The organism is Thalassospira sp. A40-3 (genome assembly GCF_015871485.1).
In the GTDB taxonomy this organism is placed as follows: Bacteria; Pseudomonadota; Alphaproteobacteria; order Rhodospirillales; family Thalassospiraceae; genus Thalassospira; species Thalassospira tepidiphila.
On the sequence record NZ_CP065428.1, the window covers coordinates 4,004,453 to 4,021,088 of the forward strand.

Here is a 16,636-nt window from a genome sequence, read left to right on the forward strand (position 1 = left end):
AATGGCTGAATATAAAGCACCCCTGCGCGACATGCGCTTCGTCCTGACCGAGCTGTTTGATTTCAACGATATCAATCAGATGCCCGGTTGCGAGGATTTTACCCCCGATGTGGTCGATGCGGTTCTCGAAGAAGCTGCCAAAGTCTGCGAAGAAGTCCTGTTCCCGATCAACCGGTCGGGCGACGAGGAAGGCTGCGCTTGGGATGACGGGGTTGTCACAACCCCCAAAGGTTTCAAGGAAGCCTACCAGACCTTTGCCGAAGGTGGCTGGACCGGGATTGCCTGTGACCCGAAATATGGCGGTCAGGGCGCGCCGAAATCCATCAATGCCCTGGTCGAGGAAATGATTTGTTCGACCAACCTTTCCTTTGGCATGTATCCGGGCCTGTCCTTTGGCGCCTATGCCGCCCTTCACAGCCACGCATCGGACGAACTCAAGGACAAATTCCTGCCCAAGATGGTCGAAGGCACCTGGTCAGGGACCATGTGCCTGACCGAACCGCATTGCGGTACCGATCTTGGCATCATCAAGACCAAGGCCGAACCCCTTGACGACGGGTCCTATGCGATTTCCGGTACCAAGATCTTTATCTCGGCCGGGGAACATGACCTGACGGAAAACATCATCCACCTGGTTCTGGCCAAACTGCCTGACGCCCCAAGCGGCACCAAGGGCATTTCACTGTTCCTTGTGCCAAAATTCATGGTCAGTGATGACGGATCACTTGCGGATCGCAACGCGGTCAAATGCGGTTCCATCGAACACAAGATGGGCATCAAGGCATCATCGACCTGTGTCATGAACTTTGATGGCGCGGTCGGTTATCTGGTGGGTGAACCCCATCAGGGCATGCCCGCCATGTTCACCATGATGAACCAGGAACGCCTTTCGGTTGGCATTCAGGGTCTTGGCCTTGGCGAAGCGGCCTATCAGGGTGCGCGGGCCTATGCCAAGGATCGCCTGCAGGGCCGCGCCCTGACCGGTGCGAAATCCCCCAACCAACCCGCCGATTCCATCATCGTGCATCCCGATGTGCGCCGCATGTTACTGACTGCCAAGGCGACCAACGAAGGCTGCCGGGCGATGGGCATGTGGGTGGCACGCGCACTTGATACCGCCAAACACCACGCAGATCCGGTCAAACGCGAAGAGGCCGACGAGTTCGTTCAACTGATGACCCCGATCGTCAAGGCGCTGTTCACTGACTGGGGCTTTGATAACACCAACCTTGGTGTTCAGGTCTTTGGCGGGCATGGCTATATCCGCGAATGGGGCATGGAGCAGTATGTTCGTGATGCCCGTATTGCCCAGATTTACGAAGGCACCAACGGCATTCAGGCGCTTGACCTTGTCGGGCGCAAAATGCCGAGCAAAGCCGGTCGTTACCTGCGTCGTTTCTTCCATCCTGTGAAGGAATATATCGATGCCAATGTCTCGAACGGCGAGCTTGGTGAGTTTGTTCAGCCGCTGGCGAAGGCCTTCATGCGCCTGCAACAGGCGACCGGCGAACTTGCTCAGCGGGGCATGAAAAACCCCGATGAAGCCGGGGCCGCCGCCACCGAATTCCTGCATCTGTTTGGTCTGGTTGCCGTCGGCTTCATGTGGGCCCGGATGGCGGAAATCGCACTCGCCAAACAGGGTGATGACGAAGACGGTTTCTACAAGGGCAAGCTGATCACGGCCAAGTTCTATATGGAACGTGTTCTTCCGCAATCAGGTGCCCTGTTCAGCCAGATCATGTCGGGGTCTTCGACCATGATGGCGCTTGACGAGGAGCTGTTCTGATCATGGCTGTGGGCCGCATGCATAAAGACCTGTCACCCGGATACGGAGCCTTGTCGTGAACCTGATTTTCCGACTGATCCGTGTGGTGATCCTGTCCTTGTTGCGGCCCCGCCTGCACCCGCTTGATCCATCGACCCTGCATTTCCGGGCATGGCCGCTGGATATTGATATCAATGTGCACATGACCAATTCACGCTATTTCGCGCTGATGGATCTGGGCCGAACCGAACTGATCATGCGCAATGGCATTGCCAAGCAGATGCTGAAACGCAAATGGCAGCCGGTGGTGTCCGGATCGACCATGCGGTTCAAACGCGCGATCAAACCGTTTCAGAAATTCGCACTCGAAACGCAGGCTTTGTATTGGGATGAAAAGGGCTTCTATCTTGAGCAACGCTTTGTGGCCAAAGGAAAGACGCTGGCCCTTGGCGTGGTAAAGGCGGTTTTCGTCGGCCCGGATGGCATTGTTGCGCCTGAGGAAGTCTGTCGGATGGTCGGCGCAGATGAGACGTCGCCATCCATGCCCGACTGGCTTTCTGGGTGGCCCGATATGGAAACCGCGATTGAAGCGCGACTGGCGATTTAACACACACGAACAACCGGAAAACCGGGAGAATTGCGGAAAAACACCGCGCAGGAGGAAACATCATGGCATCCGATGACGCCGTATTGCTCAACATCACTGATGCGGTCGCAACGATTACGCTGAACCGCCCGGATCGCATGAACGCCCTTGATCAGGCGATGGTCAGTGGCTTGGCAGCTGCCATGGACAAGATCGAAGCCAACCTTCCCGATATCGGAGCCGTCATCATCGAAGGATCGGGCGGTACTTTCATGGCCGGTGGCGATGTAAAATTCTTCCATCAGGTATCAAAAGGCCCGGTCGAAGACGCCCGCTCCTCAATCGAAGCATTGATTGATCGGGTTCACGAAATTGTTTTGCGCATCAACGCTCTGCCCCGCCCGGTCATCGCCAAACTTGAAGGCGCGGTTGCCGGATTTGGCATTAGTCTGATGAATGCCTGCGACCTTGCCATTGCGGCTGAGGAAACCGTTTTCACCCTGGCCTATATCCATATCGGCACTTCGCCCGATGGCGGGGCGACGCATTCTTTGACTCGGTTGGTCGGCATGAAAAAGGCCAAGGAAATCGCCCTGCTTGGCGATCGGTTCGGGGCCGATGAAGCCCATGATTGCGGCCTGATCAACAAGGTCGTCCCGGCAGATCTGCTGGCATCTGCAACCGCGAAATACGCCACCCGTTTGTCAAACGGGCCCCGCGATGCGATCGCCCGTACCAAGGCGTTGCTGAATGCCGCCCCAGAGGCCGATCTGCAAACACAACTGAAGGCCGAGGCCAAATCATTCGCTGATTGCACCGTAAGTGCCGATTTCCGCGAGGGCGTTACTGCTTTTGTGGAAAAACGCACGCCGCGTTTTGGCAAATCATAAAAAGAATTCAGGGAAGAATTTGATGACGAGTCTTAAAGGCAAAACACTGTTCATCACCGGCGCATCGCGCGGCATCGGAAAGGAAATTGCCCTGCGTGCAGCGCGCGATGGGGCCAATGTTGCGATCATTGCCAAAACCGATGAACCACACCCGAAGCTGCCCGGCACCATCCATAGTGCCGCCGCCGAGATCGAGGAAGTTGGTGGCAAGGCACTGGCCCTTAAGACTGATATCCGCGACGAAGACCAGATTGCCGAGGCTGTCGCAAAGACCGTCAAAACCTTTGGCGGGATCGACATCCTGATCAACAATGCCAGCGCAATCAATCTGACCCCAACGTTGCAAACACCGATGAAGCGGTTTGACCTGATGCATCAGGTCAATACGCGTGCGAGCTTTGCCTGTGCACAGGCCTGCCTGCCGCATCTTCTGAAGTCGGACAACCCACATATCCTGACCATGTCACCACCGCCCAACCTGTCGCCGCAGTGGTTTGCCAATCATACGGCCTATACGATTTCAAAATACGGCATGAGCCTGATCACGCTTGGTCTGGCCGCCGAGTTTGCCGATGAAGGGGTGGCCGTCAATTCGCTTTGGCCGGTCACGGTGATTGAAACTGCCGCGCTCAACATGATCCCCGGTCTGGAGCAGGGCCGTGCACGCACACCGCAAATTCTGGCCGATGCGGCGCATGCCATCCTGACAGCACCATCGCGCGAAATTACCGGGGGCTTCTTTACCGATGAAAGTGTGCTTGAGGCCATCGGTGTCACCGATTTCGAACAATACAACCTGACCCCGGGCAAGCCGCCCTATCCGGACTTCTTCCTGGAGCTTGATCGCAACGGCAAGAACGACCCGCAGGTTGCAAAACTTCTTACGAAACTGGGCCGCTTTCACAAAGCAGCCTGACCGTTATGGCGCCGGGGAAGTGTGTGCCTCGGCGTCTCGTAGGGGCCTGATTTTACGGCTGTGGATGATCTGCACTGGAAATCGGGCTCTCTCGCCCGCTGAACTAAACCCGCCCTTTGTGGCGGGTTCTTTTTTGTGACATACGCACATAAAGGCACCGCCACGGGGAGAATGGCGGTGCCGCCTTCGCATTAAACGCTAGACGTTGAGGGATATGATGAAAAAGCGTGAAGCGAAGGAGTAGTTATAAGTAAGCTTCAGGAAGCGCGGCGTTCCAGTGACTGACGCGGCATTTCACAAGCAACAAGACCTGGTGTTGGCAACATCATCTGTACCGAAAGTGCCATGCCAAGGTCGCGGTGATCGCGTTTGGCATCGAGGAAATGCTCCGACCAGATGCCGTCACGGTTGGCTGACAGAAACGCACAACGCAGCATCGAAAAACGGCTTGATCCATGACAGTTATGCTCCCCCGTCACCTGTGCAAGCCAGTCGGCGATTGCATCATGGGCAGCCTGATCAAGGATATCCTGCATGCTGGCCCGATCACTGGCTGCAATGCTGTCTTCGGCCAGCGCATCGCGAAGGGCGTTGATCATACGCTGACTGGCCTGCGGAGAGTTGACACCGAATGAACGCAACCACGCACGTGCCGTATCTTCGATCAAACGCGTCATCGCAGCCGATTCAAACGCGGCGTAGGTGAAACCCTTTGATGCAATGGTCATGTCAGTCATTCGTCTGGCCCTCCGGGCGGTGAACAATCAGCGGGACTTAACGCTTCGTTAAGGATGAATATCGCTGAAAAAACGCGGGATAATTTGCTCGAATCTGGGCGTTTTTGTGGCGTCGAGAATCTTTTGAAAACAAACCACTAACTTGCTGGCTTCGGACCTTCGGCCGTGATGTGATCGCGCCCTGCCATGATCTGATCAAGCGGTTTGACCGGCCAAGACAGAATTAGAAGCTTTTCATCGCGCGTCAGGCTTTCAACACCAAGCCGGGCAAGCTTTTCATAGATGATCCCGATTTCTATCGCGGTACGCGCATCAGGCTTGCGCACCGGCAACAAGGCCGAATGCAGTGCATTGGCGTAAGGATCTTCGATCAGGCGCAGCAACCCGTCTTTGACATCATCATCACCGCTCTCGGCATTGATCCGTGCCAACGCGCGAAGCTCTTCGGGGCTGTCATATTCTTCGGGGGTCACAAAAAGCTTCATCCGGCGCGCAGCCTTTCCGATGGCAAGGCTGCTGGAATAATGGGTCAGCCAAGGCGAAAGCACCAAACCGGCCAGAATGGGCGACAACCACCAGAAGAATGCCGTATCCACAAAGACAGCAATCGCGCCCCAGACAACACCAATCACAATAATCGTGCGATGGGTTTTAAGGGCGGCCTTGAACGGTACCCCGGCATCGTCGCGTTCCTGCGCGTCCCAACCCACCTGATTACCGGTCAGGACCGAAAACACGAACTGGGAATGGAGCATCATCATGATCGGGGCCTGCAAGGCAGAATACAGGGTTTCAAGAAGGCCACTGGCCAATACCATTACCCCGCCATACTGTTTGCGGTCGCGGCCAAGACAGACCATCAGGATCGAGATGATCTTGGGCAGCACCAGCATGCCGATGGTAAAGATCAGCAACACCAGCATTTCAAACGACCGATCCACCGGCCATTGCGGAAACATGGTGAACTGACCGGGGAAGAAGCTATAGGTCAGCTGGGTGTTCTGAAGGGTCGCAATCGTCGAGCTCAGCAACAGCAAAAGCCACAGTGGCGATGACACAAAGCTCATCACCCCCATAAAGAAATGCAGACGGCTTAGCGGTTTAAAGCCCGGCGCAACCATCAGCCGCGCATGCTGCATATTGCCCTGACACCAGCGCCGGTCACGGATGGCAAAATCAATCAGGTTGGGCGGCAATTCTTCCCAACTGCCTTCAAGCTGCGGGATCAACCAGCACCGCCAGCCTGCCTTGCGCATAAAGGCGGCTTCAACGAAATCGTGACTGAGGATATGACCACCCATCGGCGGTTTGCCCGACAGAACCGGCAGGCCACAGCATTCGATAAACGCCTTGGTGCGAATGATCGCGTTATGGCCCCAATAGTTCGAACTGCCCATGCACCAGAATGACAGACCCGCCGACATGGTCGGGCCATGCACGCGCGAAATGAATTGCAGGATACGGGCAAAAAGGGTCTGGCGGCCGGTCGGTTGCGGCGGGCTTTGAATGATCCCGGCATCCGGGTTGTTTTCCATCAGATAGGCCATATTGACCATGGCCTCGCCGGACATGACGCTATCGGCGTCAAAGACGATCATGTGATCGTAATTGGCGGCATAGGTCTCGCAGAATTCCTTGAGGTTGCCGGACTTGCGTTCGGTGTTCTCTGCCCGGCGGCGGAAGAAAATCTTGCCACGTGCATTCAGATCCGAGCAAGCCTTGGCCCATGCCATTTCCTCGGCAATCCAGATATCGGGATCGCGGGTATCAGACAGCACAAAGAAATGAAACGCATCAAGTTCGCCGGTCGCAGCGAGGCTTTCATAGCTCGCGCGCAAGCCCGCAAAGACACGGTTGGGGTCTTCGTTATAAACCGGGATCACCACCACATTCTTGGATCGCAGCCGGCCTTTGCGCACAATCGGCTTCAGGCGTTTGAGCGTGATGGCATCAAGTTTCAGCCCGCGCAAAACCAGCCCGACAATCCCGGTAAAGAACGACAACGAAATCCAGGCAAAGTTGATGGTAAAGAACGCCACAACCACCATTTCCATGATGGTCAGCTGATCCGCGCCCAGAACATCGGTCATCAGCCACGCCGCATAGGCAGTCGCCGCAATCGATGCCCCAAACAGGAAAATCCGCCGCGATCCGACACCGGGCCCGCGCAGTTTGACCGTCGGATCACAAAATGCGTCCTCTGATCGCTCTGCGGGTATGGTCCCTTTTCTGGGTGTGTTGGCGGCTTCTGTCATCTGGCTCTTCTGGGGTTATCTGTTTCTGGCAATTGAGGCGCTTGATCCCAGAGGATCAGAAGGCCCACGGCATGGTCCAGGTCTCGCTCAGGACCTTGTTTTGATACAGCAAGAAGACCCTGAGATTGCTTGATGTCGCATCCCCGGCATTGACCAGGTCAAAGAACACACGCACACCTCCATTTTCCGGATCGGGCAGGATGCGGATGTTACGGACCTCGCCCTTTGATGCGCTGATATCAGCCTGCAAATTATTGGCATCCTTGATGAAATAATCCAGATCGCCACCGGCAAAGTTCAGCACAAAACGCGTACCGGTCCGATCTTCATCACCTTGGCTGGCCAAACGCTGGATACGGGTATCGGTTGCTTGCGCCATGCCATGCAAACCTGTGCCATCGCGGGTCGCGGTAACACTGAATTCGACCTGCATTTCACCGCCGGCCGCCGGCTTGGTTTCCGGCACCCAATAAGCAACGATATTGTCGTTTGTTTCCGACGGACTCGGGATTTCGACCAGTTCGATATGGCCCTTGCCCCATTTGCCCTTCGGCGTCACCCAATAGCCCGGCTGCTGGTCAAAGCGTTTTTCCAGATCCTGATAGTGATCGAAATTGCGGTCACGCTGCAAAAGACCGAAACCGATGGGGTTTTCATCCAGAAACGAGCTCATCTGCAGGTGCTGGGGATTGTCCAGCGGACGCCACAACCATTCACCGCGGCCATTATTGATCAAAAGCCCGTCGCTTGAATGGACTTCACCGCGATAATCATCAAAGAACCGGCGGCGCTGTTCGCCAAACAGGAACATACCATTCAGCGGCGCAATGCCAATCTTCTCCACCCCATCGCGGAAGAACAGGTGGGCCTTGATGTCGGCCTGGCTCCGGTTGCCAGGCGTAATATCAAACTGATAGGCACCGGTTATCCGTTCACTGTCGAGCAACGCGAACACCGTGATGGTATTTGCGCCATCCTTTGGCTCGACAATCCAGAATTCACGAAAGACCGGGATTTCCTCGCCGGTCGGACCGGCAAGATCCACCGCAAGGCCCCGCGCCATCTGACCGATTGACTGGCCCTGACCCTGAAGGCGGAAATAGGACGCGCCCAGAAAACGGGTCAGCTCATCATTGCTGGTGACATCAGAAAGCGGATAGCGCAGGCGGAACCCGGCATAGTTCTGCGTCGAAAAATCGTTGCCCGACAGGCCAGTCTTGCCGAAATCAAACAGTCCGGCCGAGTAAGGAATGACCTGAACTTCACCGTCGCGCACCAGATTGATGGTTACCGGCACGTCATACATGGTGCCCGGATGAAACAGCTCCAGACTGAAATCCGTCTCGGCCGGATTAAAGAAGGCACGCTGCGACTTGAAGCGGATCTGTGCGTAATCTTCTGCGCTCAGGGCTGAAAGTGCCTCGGGCAGTTCGCGATGCGGATTAACGAACGGCTGTTTGGCCAGATTGCGCGCAAGGTTGGTCACCATTGCCGGATCGAACATCACCGGTTTGGAGACGTTTGGCTGTTTTTCGGCATCAGACACCGCATTCTCAACCGTATCTTCCGGTTGTGCTGCGGTGTCGGCTGTCTGTTCGGCCGGTGCAGTTTGCCCGGAAGCTGGAACTGGTGCTGAAACTGGCGCAGACGCATTTTCCTCGGCACTCTGTGGGACAGGTGCCGGATCACTTTCCTGTGCATGGATGGCCGCAGGCCCGCCGATCATGATCATCGCGGACGCGGCAGCCCCCAAAAGAACACGTCTGAGGGGCAGCTTGCTATGCTGCTGAAAATGTTGCGTCATGCTCTTATATGCTACCAACCGTTGGATTTTTCCGAATTTATTGGTTGCTGTTGTGCACAGAAAACAGGGCAGGAATGTGTCGTCATCAGGGTAAGAATCCGCAAAGCCACAACCGATCTGCTGCCCGAAAGGATTGCTTTAATCCCGGACATGTCATTGGCAAAGCGTCATTTTTGCATGGGCAGCAACGGAAAAACGCTGCAAAGAACCGCTTGACGGAAACGCAAAACCGTTTGTCAAACCGCTGATTGAAACGCGCTGTTTTCCGCGCTGGAATCGGCGTGCAATTCACGGGGTGAAATGTTGTGGCGCTGCTGGATGGCACGTGCCAGTGCCGTTGTGCTGCGATAACCGACTTGCCCTGCCACCGCCTGCAGCCTTTTGCCATCGCGCAACAACCCAAACGCCAGATCAAGGCGAATGGTTTGCAGGAAATCACCGGGCGATGTGCCCAGCAAATCGCGAAACCGGGCTGCAAAACTCGCCCGCGACATACCGGCAATTTCGGCCTGTCGTTCAACCGACCAGTTTTCGCCGGGTTTCTGATGAAGTTCACCCACCACGCGCGCAATCCGCGGATCACGCATGGCGGCCAGAATGCCCGGACGGACAAGGTTCTTGGCCTGACAATGGCGCAACACCATCAACAACAGCAGATCAACCAGAAGATTGATTGCCGTGCGTTGCCCGGGCTGCCCGCCCTTTGATTCCAAGAACAGCTGATCGGTGATGGCCTCAAGCCCGGGAAGCTCTTCAAAAGGCAAGAAAAGATATTCCGGCAAACCCAGTTTAGCGGGGCTTAGACCAATATCGGGGAAATCGAGATTGGCACAGACCATTGCAGCGCCACCTATGGGCGTCTCGATATCATGGGGAACCGGACATCCGAAAAGCACCACGCCGGGGCGATCCAGTATCGCCTTTTCGCGGCCGTCAAAAAGGACCCGCATCGTGCCACTTTGCAAAACATGCAGCATGCCTTGCTGTTGCGATGGAAGATCCGCTCGCCCCTGGTGATGGCTGCTGCCGCAATGGGTTCCGGCAAAAATCACATCACCACGCGGATGGTTTCCGGCAAACAGATCGGACAGGACATCCTTCTCAGACGAATTGCGCGCTTCCTCAGACAACAAGTCACTTCTCCGACGATAGGCTGTTTTCAGATTTCAAGACGCCCTCTTGATGAACCAGTTCCGTGATCGCCTGCCAGTAAAGACCCGGTGATCACCCCGTGAAGGAGATGAAAAAGATGACCAAACGTTCCAGTTTCATGCGTTCCGCAGCCCTCGCCGCCGTCCTGGGTATTTCTGCAGTTGGCAGCATTGTCGCCATCAGCGCACCGGCATCAGCCGCACAGGAAGTCCACATTGTTGAAGGCTACGCCCTGCAGGGTTTTGACCCGGTTGCATACTTCACCGTAGGTGCCCCGACCCCGGGCAACTCCGAGTTCAAGGCCGAGCACGGCGGCGCGACCTATCGCTTTGCCAGCGCTGAAAACCGTGACCTGTTCAATGCTAACCCGGAAAAATACGCACCGCAGTATGGCGGGTTCTGTGCCTTTGGTGCGGCAATGGGTCGTAAATTCGGTGCCGATCCGCAGGCATGGCGCATCGTTGACGACAAACTTTATCTGAACCTGAACAAGGAAATCCAGCAGCGCTGGGTTGCCGATATCCCCGGCTTCATTCGCGGTGCTGATCACAATTGGGAAATCATCGAAACGATCGAAGACGCCAAACTCGCTGATGAGAAAATGGCCCCCAAAGGCCTGACCATCGGCGCACAATAATCCCGGGCGCGGAATGCCCTGATCCGGGTTCCTCCCTGGCTCCCTGTTGCCCGGTATGACAATGGCCGGCCCGAATGAACGGGCCGGCCATTTGTTTTTTTTTGATCTGTAAATGGTGCGATCAGTATCCGACCGCACAACCATCCTTGCGCGGATCCGAACCCGCAACGTACCCGGCATCGGTCTTGGCAATCAGCTGCGCGCCGCCAAATCCGAAATTGGTGCTGTCGGGCGTTTCGACCTTGATGACATGGCCCTTGGCCTTAAGCGCATCAATCACCTCAGCACCGACAGATGTTTCCACGGCAACATTCAGCCCCGAAAGCGCCTGCCAACGCGGCGCATCGACCGCGGTTTGCGGGTCCTGCCCCCAAAGCTGGGTACGGAGCGTCATCTGCAAATGGCCCTGTGCCTGCATCGGGCCGCCCATGACGCCAAAGCTCATGACCGGATTGCCATCAAGGCCCATCAGGAAGGCCGGAATGATCGTCTGGAACGGACGCTTGCCGCCCTTGACCAGATTGGGATGACCGTCTTTGAGGCTAAAGCCGTGACCACGGTTCTGCAGGCTGATCGAGGTGCCCGGCACCACGACACCAGACCCAAAGCCCATATAGTTCGACTGGATGAACGACACCATCATGCCGTTTTCATCAGCCGTAGTGACATAAACCGTGCCACCATGTTTGGGGGCACCTGCCTTGAAATCCTGTGCCTTGTTGGCATCAATCAATGCCGCCCGCGATTTCAGGTAATCATCGGACAAAAGATGTTCGACCGTAACATCGGTCATATAATCAAGGTCGGCAACGAATTCGCGCATATCGGCAAAGGCCAGTTTCATGGCCTCGATCTCAAGATGAAGCGCCTCGACCGAGTCCGGCTCATAATCGGTAATGTTGGTATGGCGCAAAATGCCCAGCGCGATCAGGGCCGAAATCCCCTGCCCGTTTGGCGGGATTTCATGCAGCTTCACATTGCCAAAGCTTTGCGAAATCGTACCAACCCAATCGGCCTTGTGATTGCCAAGGTCTTCCTCAGACAGGGCCGCACCATGTTCCTTGGCAAAGGCGGCAATCTTGCTGGCCAGTTTGCCGCGATAGAAACTCTCGCCCTTGGTTTCGGCGATATCAATCAGGCTTTCGGCCGCGTCCTTGTTGACAAACAGCTCGCCCGCCTTGGGGGCCTTGCCACCCGGCAGGAACGCCTCGGCAAAGCCAGGCTGCTTGCCAAGCAAATCGCCGCCCTTTTCCCACAGGGTGGCGATGATTGGCGATACGGCAAAGCCGCGGGTCGCGTATTCAATCGCTGGCTCGAACAGTTTTTCGAACGGCAGCTTGCCGAACTTCTCTGAAATTTCACGCCAAGACGATACCGCACCCGGTGTGGTGACCGATTCCCAGCCGCGCTGTGGCATGGTGTCAGAACCGGCAAAGCGTTCCGGGTTCCAAGCCGCAGGCGCACGGCCCGATGCATTCAGACCATGCAGTTCCTTGCCATCCCAGATAATGGCATAGGCATCCGATCCAAGGCCGTTACCGGTCGGTTCAACCACGGCAAGCGCAATCGCGGATGCAAGTGCGGCATCGGCGGCATTACCACCGGCCCACAGCATGCGCAAACCGGCCTGGGCTGCAAGCGGCTGGGATGTTGAAACCATATTGCGCGCCAGCACCGGGGACCGGCGTGAAGCATAAAGCGCGTCGTGACGAAGTTTCATGGAAGTCTCCTAATCCTTAATCGCCGTCTTGTTCATCGGTGGCAGGACGGACTTTTTTGCGCATCTTCAGAACCGAACGGACACTGAAGATGACTGAAAGAAGGGCCGCCGCCAGCAGGACTGCGGAAATCGGACGGGTAAAGAACACCGTCCAGTCGGCATCACTCATCAGCGCGCGGCGCAGGTTGGTCTCGGCAATCGGCCCCAGAATGACACCCAGCACCAGCGGCGCCAGCGGATAATCAAGCGACTTCAATCCATAGCCGACAAGTCCAATCGCGCCGAGCAGATAAAGATCCGTCACCCGGTTATTGAGCGCAAAGGCCCCGATCACGCAACAGATCATGACAGTCGGCACGATGAACTGTTTGGGAATGTCGGTCACGCGCAGGAACAGGCGCATCGACAACACACAGACCACCAGCATCATGAGCGACGCCACAACCATGGCAACGAACATGCCATAGGCCAGATCGGCATTGTCCATGATCAGGCGCGGGCCAACCGAAATGCCATGCACCATCAAAGCCGCCATCAGGATGGCATCGACTGCCGATCCCGGAATACCCAGTGCAATCATCGGAATAAGGCCACCACCGGCCGTGGCAGAGTTCCCGGCTTCGGACGCAATCACGCCATCGGGGTTGCCCTTGCCGAATTCATCGGGATTTTTGGAACTGCGCTTGGCCTGATCATAGGCCAGAAGGTTCGCGATCGAGCCGCCTGCACCCGGAAGTGCGCCGATAAACACACCAATAAGCGAGGAACGCACCAGATTAACCGGATGCATCAGAACTTCACGCATCACAGCCCAGGTCTTGAATTCGATGACATCGGGAATAAGCGCATCACTGCTTGGGCCTTTGCCATGATCCTCGAGCTCGCCCATCAGCTGACTGATGGCAAAGATCCCGATCAAAACCACAAGGAACGGCAGACCGGGCATCAGGACCGACGACTCAAATGTCAGACGCGGCTGGCCCATCATCGGATCCGGGCCAATGGTCGCAAGTCCAAGGCCAATCACCCCGGCAATCAGACCGCGCATCAACGAATTGCCCACAAGGCTTGCGACAATGGTCAACGCAAAGACGATCAGCGAGAAATATTCCCAAGGGCCAAGCTTGACCGCAATCATCGCAAGCGGCGGGGCCGCAATGATCAGAACGATGGTCGAAATAACAGTCCCGAAGAAGGACGACCAGACACCAAGCGAAAGGGCGCGTCCCGGTTCACCACCGCGCGCCATCGGATAGGCATCAAAGGTGGTTGCGACTGAACTTGGCGTGCCCGGAATCCCCAGAAGGGCGGCACTGATCAGGCCACCGGTGTAACCACCGACATAAACCGACAGCATCACCGAAACGCCCTGCAACGGACCCATGGTAAAGGTCAGCGGCAAGGTCAGAATGATCGCCATGGTCACGGTGAAGCCCGGAATTGCGGCTGCGACGATCCCGGCAACGGAACCGATCAGCATGTAAATCAGGGTATCGAATGCGAAAACCTGATGTGCACCGGCAAGAAATGCATCCAACATCATCGTAAAACTTTATCTAGCCCGCAAACAGCACGCCGCGCGGGAGGAACACGTTAAAGACTTCTGCAAACAGCATGTTCAAGCCGACCGAGAAAATCACGGCGGCGATCAGCGACTGGAAGAGGGTCTTTTTGGAAATACCTGCGATCATCAATTGCGCGATCAACAGAAACACAAAGGTGGTCAGCGAAAAGCCACCAAGCGGCAGCAACAGCAGATAGACCACCAGAAGCCCGAACAGCGCAAAGGAATAGCGCCGGGCAACAAGCCATGCACCCAATGACGACCCAAGACGGTTTGCACCCCCGGCCTTGCGGATATCAATCACCGCACGCACCGCTGCGATCAGGCATAAAACCGCAAGCACGCCGAAAACCAGTTCCGGGAAGGAACCCGCCCCAAGCGGCTCCCAGCGCGAGGTCGGCAACGTGCTGGCGCGCAGGCTCAGAAACGCAGCACCCAAACCGATAGCGATATAGGAAATCAGCCGTGCGACTTCAGTTCTTGCACGAAGAGCAGCGGACGCACTTGCGTCCGCTGCTGCTGCTTTCGCAGTCGACTGACTCATCCCTGAAGTTTGCCGACAACTTTGTCGACTTCACCGTCAAGTTTATCGAGATAGGCTTTGTATGCCTCGCGACCGAGATAGATGTCAGCCGAACCGGCATTGGTCATCTTTTCGCGGATATCAGGCAGGGACATTGCCTTTTCAAGCGCAGCATCAAGAGCCTCGACGATCTCGTCCGGGGTACCGGCCGGAAGAACAACACCACGGGTCACCGCCATCGAAAGATCATAACCCTGTTCGGCCATGGTCGGGACGTCCGGCTCTTCGGAGGTACGTTCTTCGGTGCCGACACCGGCAAAGATCAGGTCGCCGTTTTTCACAAACTCGCTGGCCGATGCAACGTCACCGATCACGATGTCAACGTTGCCGCCAACAGCCGCACGGATACGTTCGCCAGTGTCACGGAAACCGACATAGCTGAACTGAACGCCAAGGGCTTCTTCGATCATTGCCATGTGAAGATGCGGAACACCGCCAAGGGTCACACCGGCGCGCACGGCCCCCGGGTTTGCTGCGGCATATACCTTGAGCTCTTCCAGGTTGGAGAAGTTGTCATTCTTCGACAGCACCAGATACTGCGGCGACGACGTCACCAGAGCCACCGGAATGAAGTTTTTGTAGCTGAGCTCGGTGATGCCAAGCTTGTTGGCGGTGTAAAGGCCTTCGTGGATCTGCGAAATGGTATAGCCATCTGCCGGACGTTTGGCGAACTCGGCCAGACCAACGGTACCACCAACACCCGGCATATTGACGATCGGCACGGCCTGACCAGTGACTTCCGACAGACCCATGGCGACGATGCGCATCAGCGTGTCACTGCCGCCACCCGGGCCCCAAGGCACGATGAATTCGATCGGTTTTTCTGGATAGTCCTGCGCCTGCGCCGGACCTGCGATGGCTGCGGCCAACAAACCGGCAGCGACTGCAATCTTGCGGAACATGTATCTTGCCTCCTGATATCTCGCCTGAAATGTGTGAACCATTACTACTTTGGTTCAATCTATTTGTCAGGACATTGTTGGCAGCAACAAACCAATTTCGCAAGCGCAAAAATAATATTTGGCTTTAAACAAGGATTATGTTGCAGATTTTTGCCAAAGATGGATAGTACCACTTATTAATTGATATCATAATTGGTACGGATTGGTTCGAATGTTTGAAATGGATGGCGCCATGAGCCTCTATCTCGTCTGGGGCGCGGCCATGCTGTTTGCTGGCGTCCTTGGCGGGATCATGGCCGGGCTTCTCGGTGTTGGCGGCGGGATTGTGATTGTCCCGGTGCTTTATCATTTTCTGACCACCATGGGTGTCGATGAAAGCCTTCGCATGCAGGTCGCAGTTGCCACATCGCTGACCACAATCATTGCCACGGCAATCTCATCAACGCACAGCCACTATAAAAAGGGCTCGGTCGATATTGCGCTTCTCAAACATTGGGGCCCGGCGATCATCGTCGGCGTGATCCTGGGCACCGCGATTGGTGGACTGGCCGATGGCCGTGTTCTGACCATCGTGTTTGCCGTCGTCGCCCTGATCGTGGCTGGCAACATGATCCTTGTGAAAGACCGTGAAACCAACGAGACCAAAAACCCGCCAAAATCCGTCTGGGCGGTACTTGGGGTGATTGCCGGAAGCCTTTCCGCGATGATGGGAATTGGCGGCGGCACCATTTGCGTGCCGGTCCTGAATTTCCTGGGTTATGACATCCGCCGCGCGGTTGGCACCTCGGCCGCGATTGGCCTCATCATCGCCCTTCCCGGTACCATCGGCTATGCGATGTCGGGCATTGGCGTCGATGGTCGCCCGCCATTTTCAATTGGCTATGTCAATGTTCTGGCGGCGGCCCTGCTTATACCGATGACGGTACTGTGTGCACCAATCGGGGCACGCATAGCCCACACCATTCCGCGCCGGGCATTGCGCATGTGCTTTGGCCTGTTTCTGGCGATCACGTCTGCGCGGATGTTCTATGACCTTCTGAGCTAGGCATCCTTGCAAACATCTGGGAACAAACAGGAATTGTATATGCTTGTTCTTAGATAAACCAATGGCTTAGAATGATAGGT

14 protein-coding genes are annotated in these 16,636 nt (G+C 56.1%); 6 read left to right on the forward strand and 8 right to left on the reverse strand.

Annotation, left to right across the window (positions count from 1 at the left end):
* Position 1 precedes the first annotated feature (1 nt).
* The 4 genes from IT893_RS18470 to IT893_RS18485 all read left to right on the forward strand — a co-directional run bounded on the left by IT893_RS18470 (position 2) and on the right by IT893_RS18485 (position 4,157).
* A complete protein-coding gene (locus tag IT893_RS18470) occupies positions 2–1,786 on the forward strand; it encodes an acyl-CoA dehydrogenase C-terminal domain-containing protein (protein WP_197146239.1) in 1,785 nt (594 codons plus the stop codon).
* A 55-nt stretch (positions 1,787–1,841) separates the two neighbouring features.
* The gene (locus tag IT893_RS18475) at positions 1,842–2,372 is read left to right on the forward strand and encodes an acyl-CoA thioesterase (protein ID WP_197146240.1); all 531 of its coding nucleotides are present in this window, start codon (positions 1,842–1,844) and stop codon (positions 2,370–2,372) included.
* A 62-nt stretch (positions 2,373–2,434) separates the two neighbouring features.
* Positions 2,435–3,241: an enoyl-CoA hydratase/isomerase family protein gene (locus IT893_RS18480; RefSeq protein WP_197146241.1), complete on the forward strand. Its 807-nt coding sequence runs from the start codon at positions 2,435–2,437 to the stop codon at positions 3,239–3,241.
* 22 nt (positions 3,242–3,263) lie between these two features.
* Positions 3,264–4,157 (forward strand): NAD(P)-dependent oxidoreductase, encoded by an 894-nt coding sequence (locus IT893_RS18485; RefSeq protein ID WP_197146242.1) that lies wholly within the window; start codon positions 3,264–3,266, stop codon positions 4,155–4,157.
* 257 nt (positions 4,158–4,414) lie between these two features.
* Here IT893_RS18485 and IT893_RS18490 read toward each other — a convergent pair whose 3' ends face one another.
* From IT893_RS18490 to IT893_RS18505, 4 genes are all read right to left on the reverse strand, one after another.
* Positions 4,415–4,894 carry a hypothetical protein gene (locus IT893_RS18490; RefSeq protein WP_197146243.1) on the reverse strand — a complete coding sequence of 160 codons (480 nt, stop codon included), beginning with the start codon at positions 4,892–4,894 and terminating at the stop codon, positions 4,415–4,417.
* A 137-nt stretch (positions 4,895–5,031) separates the two neighbouring features.
* Entirely contained in the window at positions 5,032–7,149 is a 2,118-nt protein-coding gene (mdoH, locus tag IT893_RS18495; protein WP_197146244.1) for a glucans biosynthesis glucosyltransferase MdoH, read from the reverse strand.
* A 55-nt stretch (positions 7,150–7,204) separates the two neighbouring features.
* Entirely contained in the window at positions 7,205–8,953 is a 1,749-nt protein-coding gene (locus tag IT893_RS18500; RefSeq protein WP_197146245.1) for a glucan biosynthesis protein, read from the reverse strand.
* A 236-nt stretch (positions 8,954–9,189) separates the two neighbouring features.
* Positions 9,190–10,083: an AraC family transcriptional regulator gene (locus tag IT893_RS18505; RefSeq protein WP_197146246.1), complete on the reverse strand. Its 894-nt coding sequence runs from the start codon at positions 10,081–10,083 to the stop codon at positions 9,190–9,192.
* Positions 10,084–10,202: 119 nt separating this feature from the next.
* Here IT893_RS18505 and IT893_RS18510 point away from each other — a divergent pair, with 119 nt between their 5' ends.
* Complete coding sequence (locus IT893_RS18510) at positions 10,203–10,742, forward strand: YHS domain-containing (seleno)protein (RefSeq protein ID WP_063086486.1); 540 nt, start codon at positions 10,203–10,205, stop codon at positions 10,740–10,742.
* Between the two features lie 121 nt (positions 10,743–10,863).
* Here IT893_RS18510 and IT893_RS18515 read toward each other — a convergent pair whose 3' ends face one another.
* Genes IT893_RS18515 through IT893_RS18530 form a run of 4 tightly spaced genes read right to left on the reverse strand, consistent with a single transcriptional unit; the run spans position 10,864 to position 15,511 of the window.
* Positions 10,864–12,462 carry a gamma-glutamyltransferase family protein gene (locus IT893_RS18515; RefSeq protein ID WP_197146247.1) on the reverse strand — a complete coding sequence of 533 codons (1,599 nt, stop codon included), beginning with the start codon at positions 12,460–12,462 and terminating at the stop codon, positions 10,864–10,866.
* 16 nt (positions 12,463–12,478) lie between these two features.
* Positions 12,479–14,005: a tripartite tricarboxylate transporter permease gene (locus tag IT893_RS18520; protein WP_197146248.1), complete on the reverse strand. Its 1,527-nt coding sequence runs from the start codon at positions 14,003–14,005 to the stop codon at positions 12,479–12,481.
* Positions 14,006–14,018: 13 nt separating this feature from the next.
* Positions 14,019–14,570, reverse strand: a complete 552-nt coding sequence (locus IT893_RS18525; protein ID WP_063086482.1) for a tripartite tricarboxylate transporter TctB family protein — start codon at positions 14,568–14,570, stop codon at positions 14,019–14,021.
* Positions 14,567–15,511 carry a tripartite tricarboxylate transporter substrate binding protein gene (locus IT893_RS18530; protein WP_197146249.1) on the reverse strand — a complete coding sequence of 315 codons (945 nt, stop codon included), beginning with the start codon at positions 15,509–15,511 and terminating at the stop codon, positions 14,567–14,569. The genes IT893_RS18525 and IT893_RS18530 overlap by 4 nt, the downstream gene beginning before the upstream one ends.
* Positions 15,512–15,722: 211 nt before the next feature.
* On the opposite strand from IT893_RS18530, the gene IT893_RS18535 reads away from it, so the two are divergent.
* The gene (locus tag IT893_RS18535) at positions 15,723–16,556 is read left to right on the forward strand and encodes a sulfite exporter TauE/SafE family protein (protein ID WP_197146250.1); all 834 of its coding nucleotides are present in this window, start codon (positions 15,723–15,725) and stop codon (positions 16,554–16,556) included.
* Positions 16,557–16,636 lie beyond the last annotated feature (80 nt).

Coding starts and splice junctions, on each gene's coding strand:
- IT893_RS18520 (WP_197146248.1), bottom strand. CDS start 14,005: ATGATGTTGGATGCATTTCTTGCCGGTGCACATCAGGTTTTCGCATTC.
- IT893_RS18480 (WP_197146241.1), top strand. CDS start 2,435: ATGGCATCCGATGACGCCGTATTGCTCAACATCACTGATGCGGTCGCA.
- IT893_RS18500 (WP_197146245.1), bottom strand. CDS start 8,953: ATGACGCAACATTTTCAGCAGCATAGCAAGCTGCCCCTCAGACGTGTT.
- mdoH (WP_197146244.1), bottom strand. CDS start 7,149: ATGACAGAAGCCGCCAACACACCCAGAAAAGGGACCATACCCGCAGAG.
- IT893_RS18525 (WP_063086482.1), bottom strand. CDS start 14,570: ATGAGTCAGTCGACTGCGAAAGCAGCAGCAGCGGACGCAAGTGCGTCC.
- IT893_RS18485 (WP_197146242.1), top strand. CDS start 3,264: ATGACGAGTCTTAAAGGCAAAACACTGTTCATCACCGGCGCATCGCGC.
- IT893_RS18515 (WP_197146247.1), bottom strand. CDS start 12,462: ATGAAACTTCGTCACGACGCGCTTTATGCTTCACGCCGGTCCCCGGTG.
- IT893_RS18535 (WP_197146250.1), top strand. CDS start 15,723: ATGTTTGAAATGGATGGCGCCATGAGCCTCTATCTCGTCTGGGGCGCG.
- IT893_RS18510 (WP_063086486.1), top strand. CDS start 10,203: ATGACCAAACGTTCCAGTTTCATGCGTTCCGCAGCCCTCGCCGCCGTC.
- IT893_RS18490 (WP_197146243.1), bottom strand. CDS start 4,894: ATGACTGACATGACCATTGCATCAAAGGGTTTCACCTACGCCGCGTTT.
- IT893_RS18530 (WP_197146249.1), bottom strand. CDS start 15,511: ATGTTCCGCAAGATTGCAGTCGCTGCCGGTTTGTTGGCCGCAGCCATC.
- IT893_RS18470 (WP_197146239.1), top strand. CDS start 2: ATGGCTGAATATAAAGCACCCCTGCGCGACATGCGCTTCGTCCTGACC.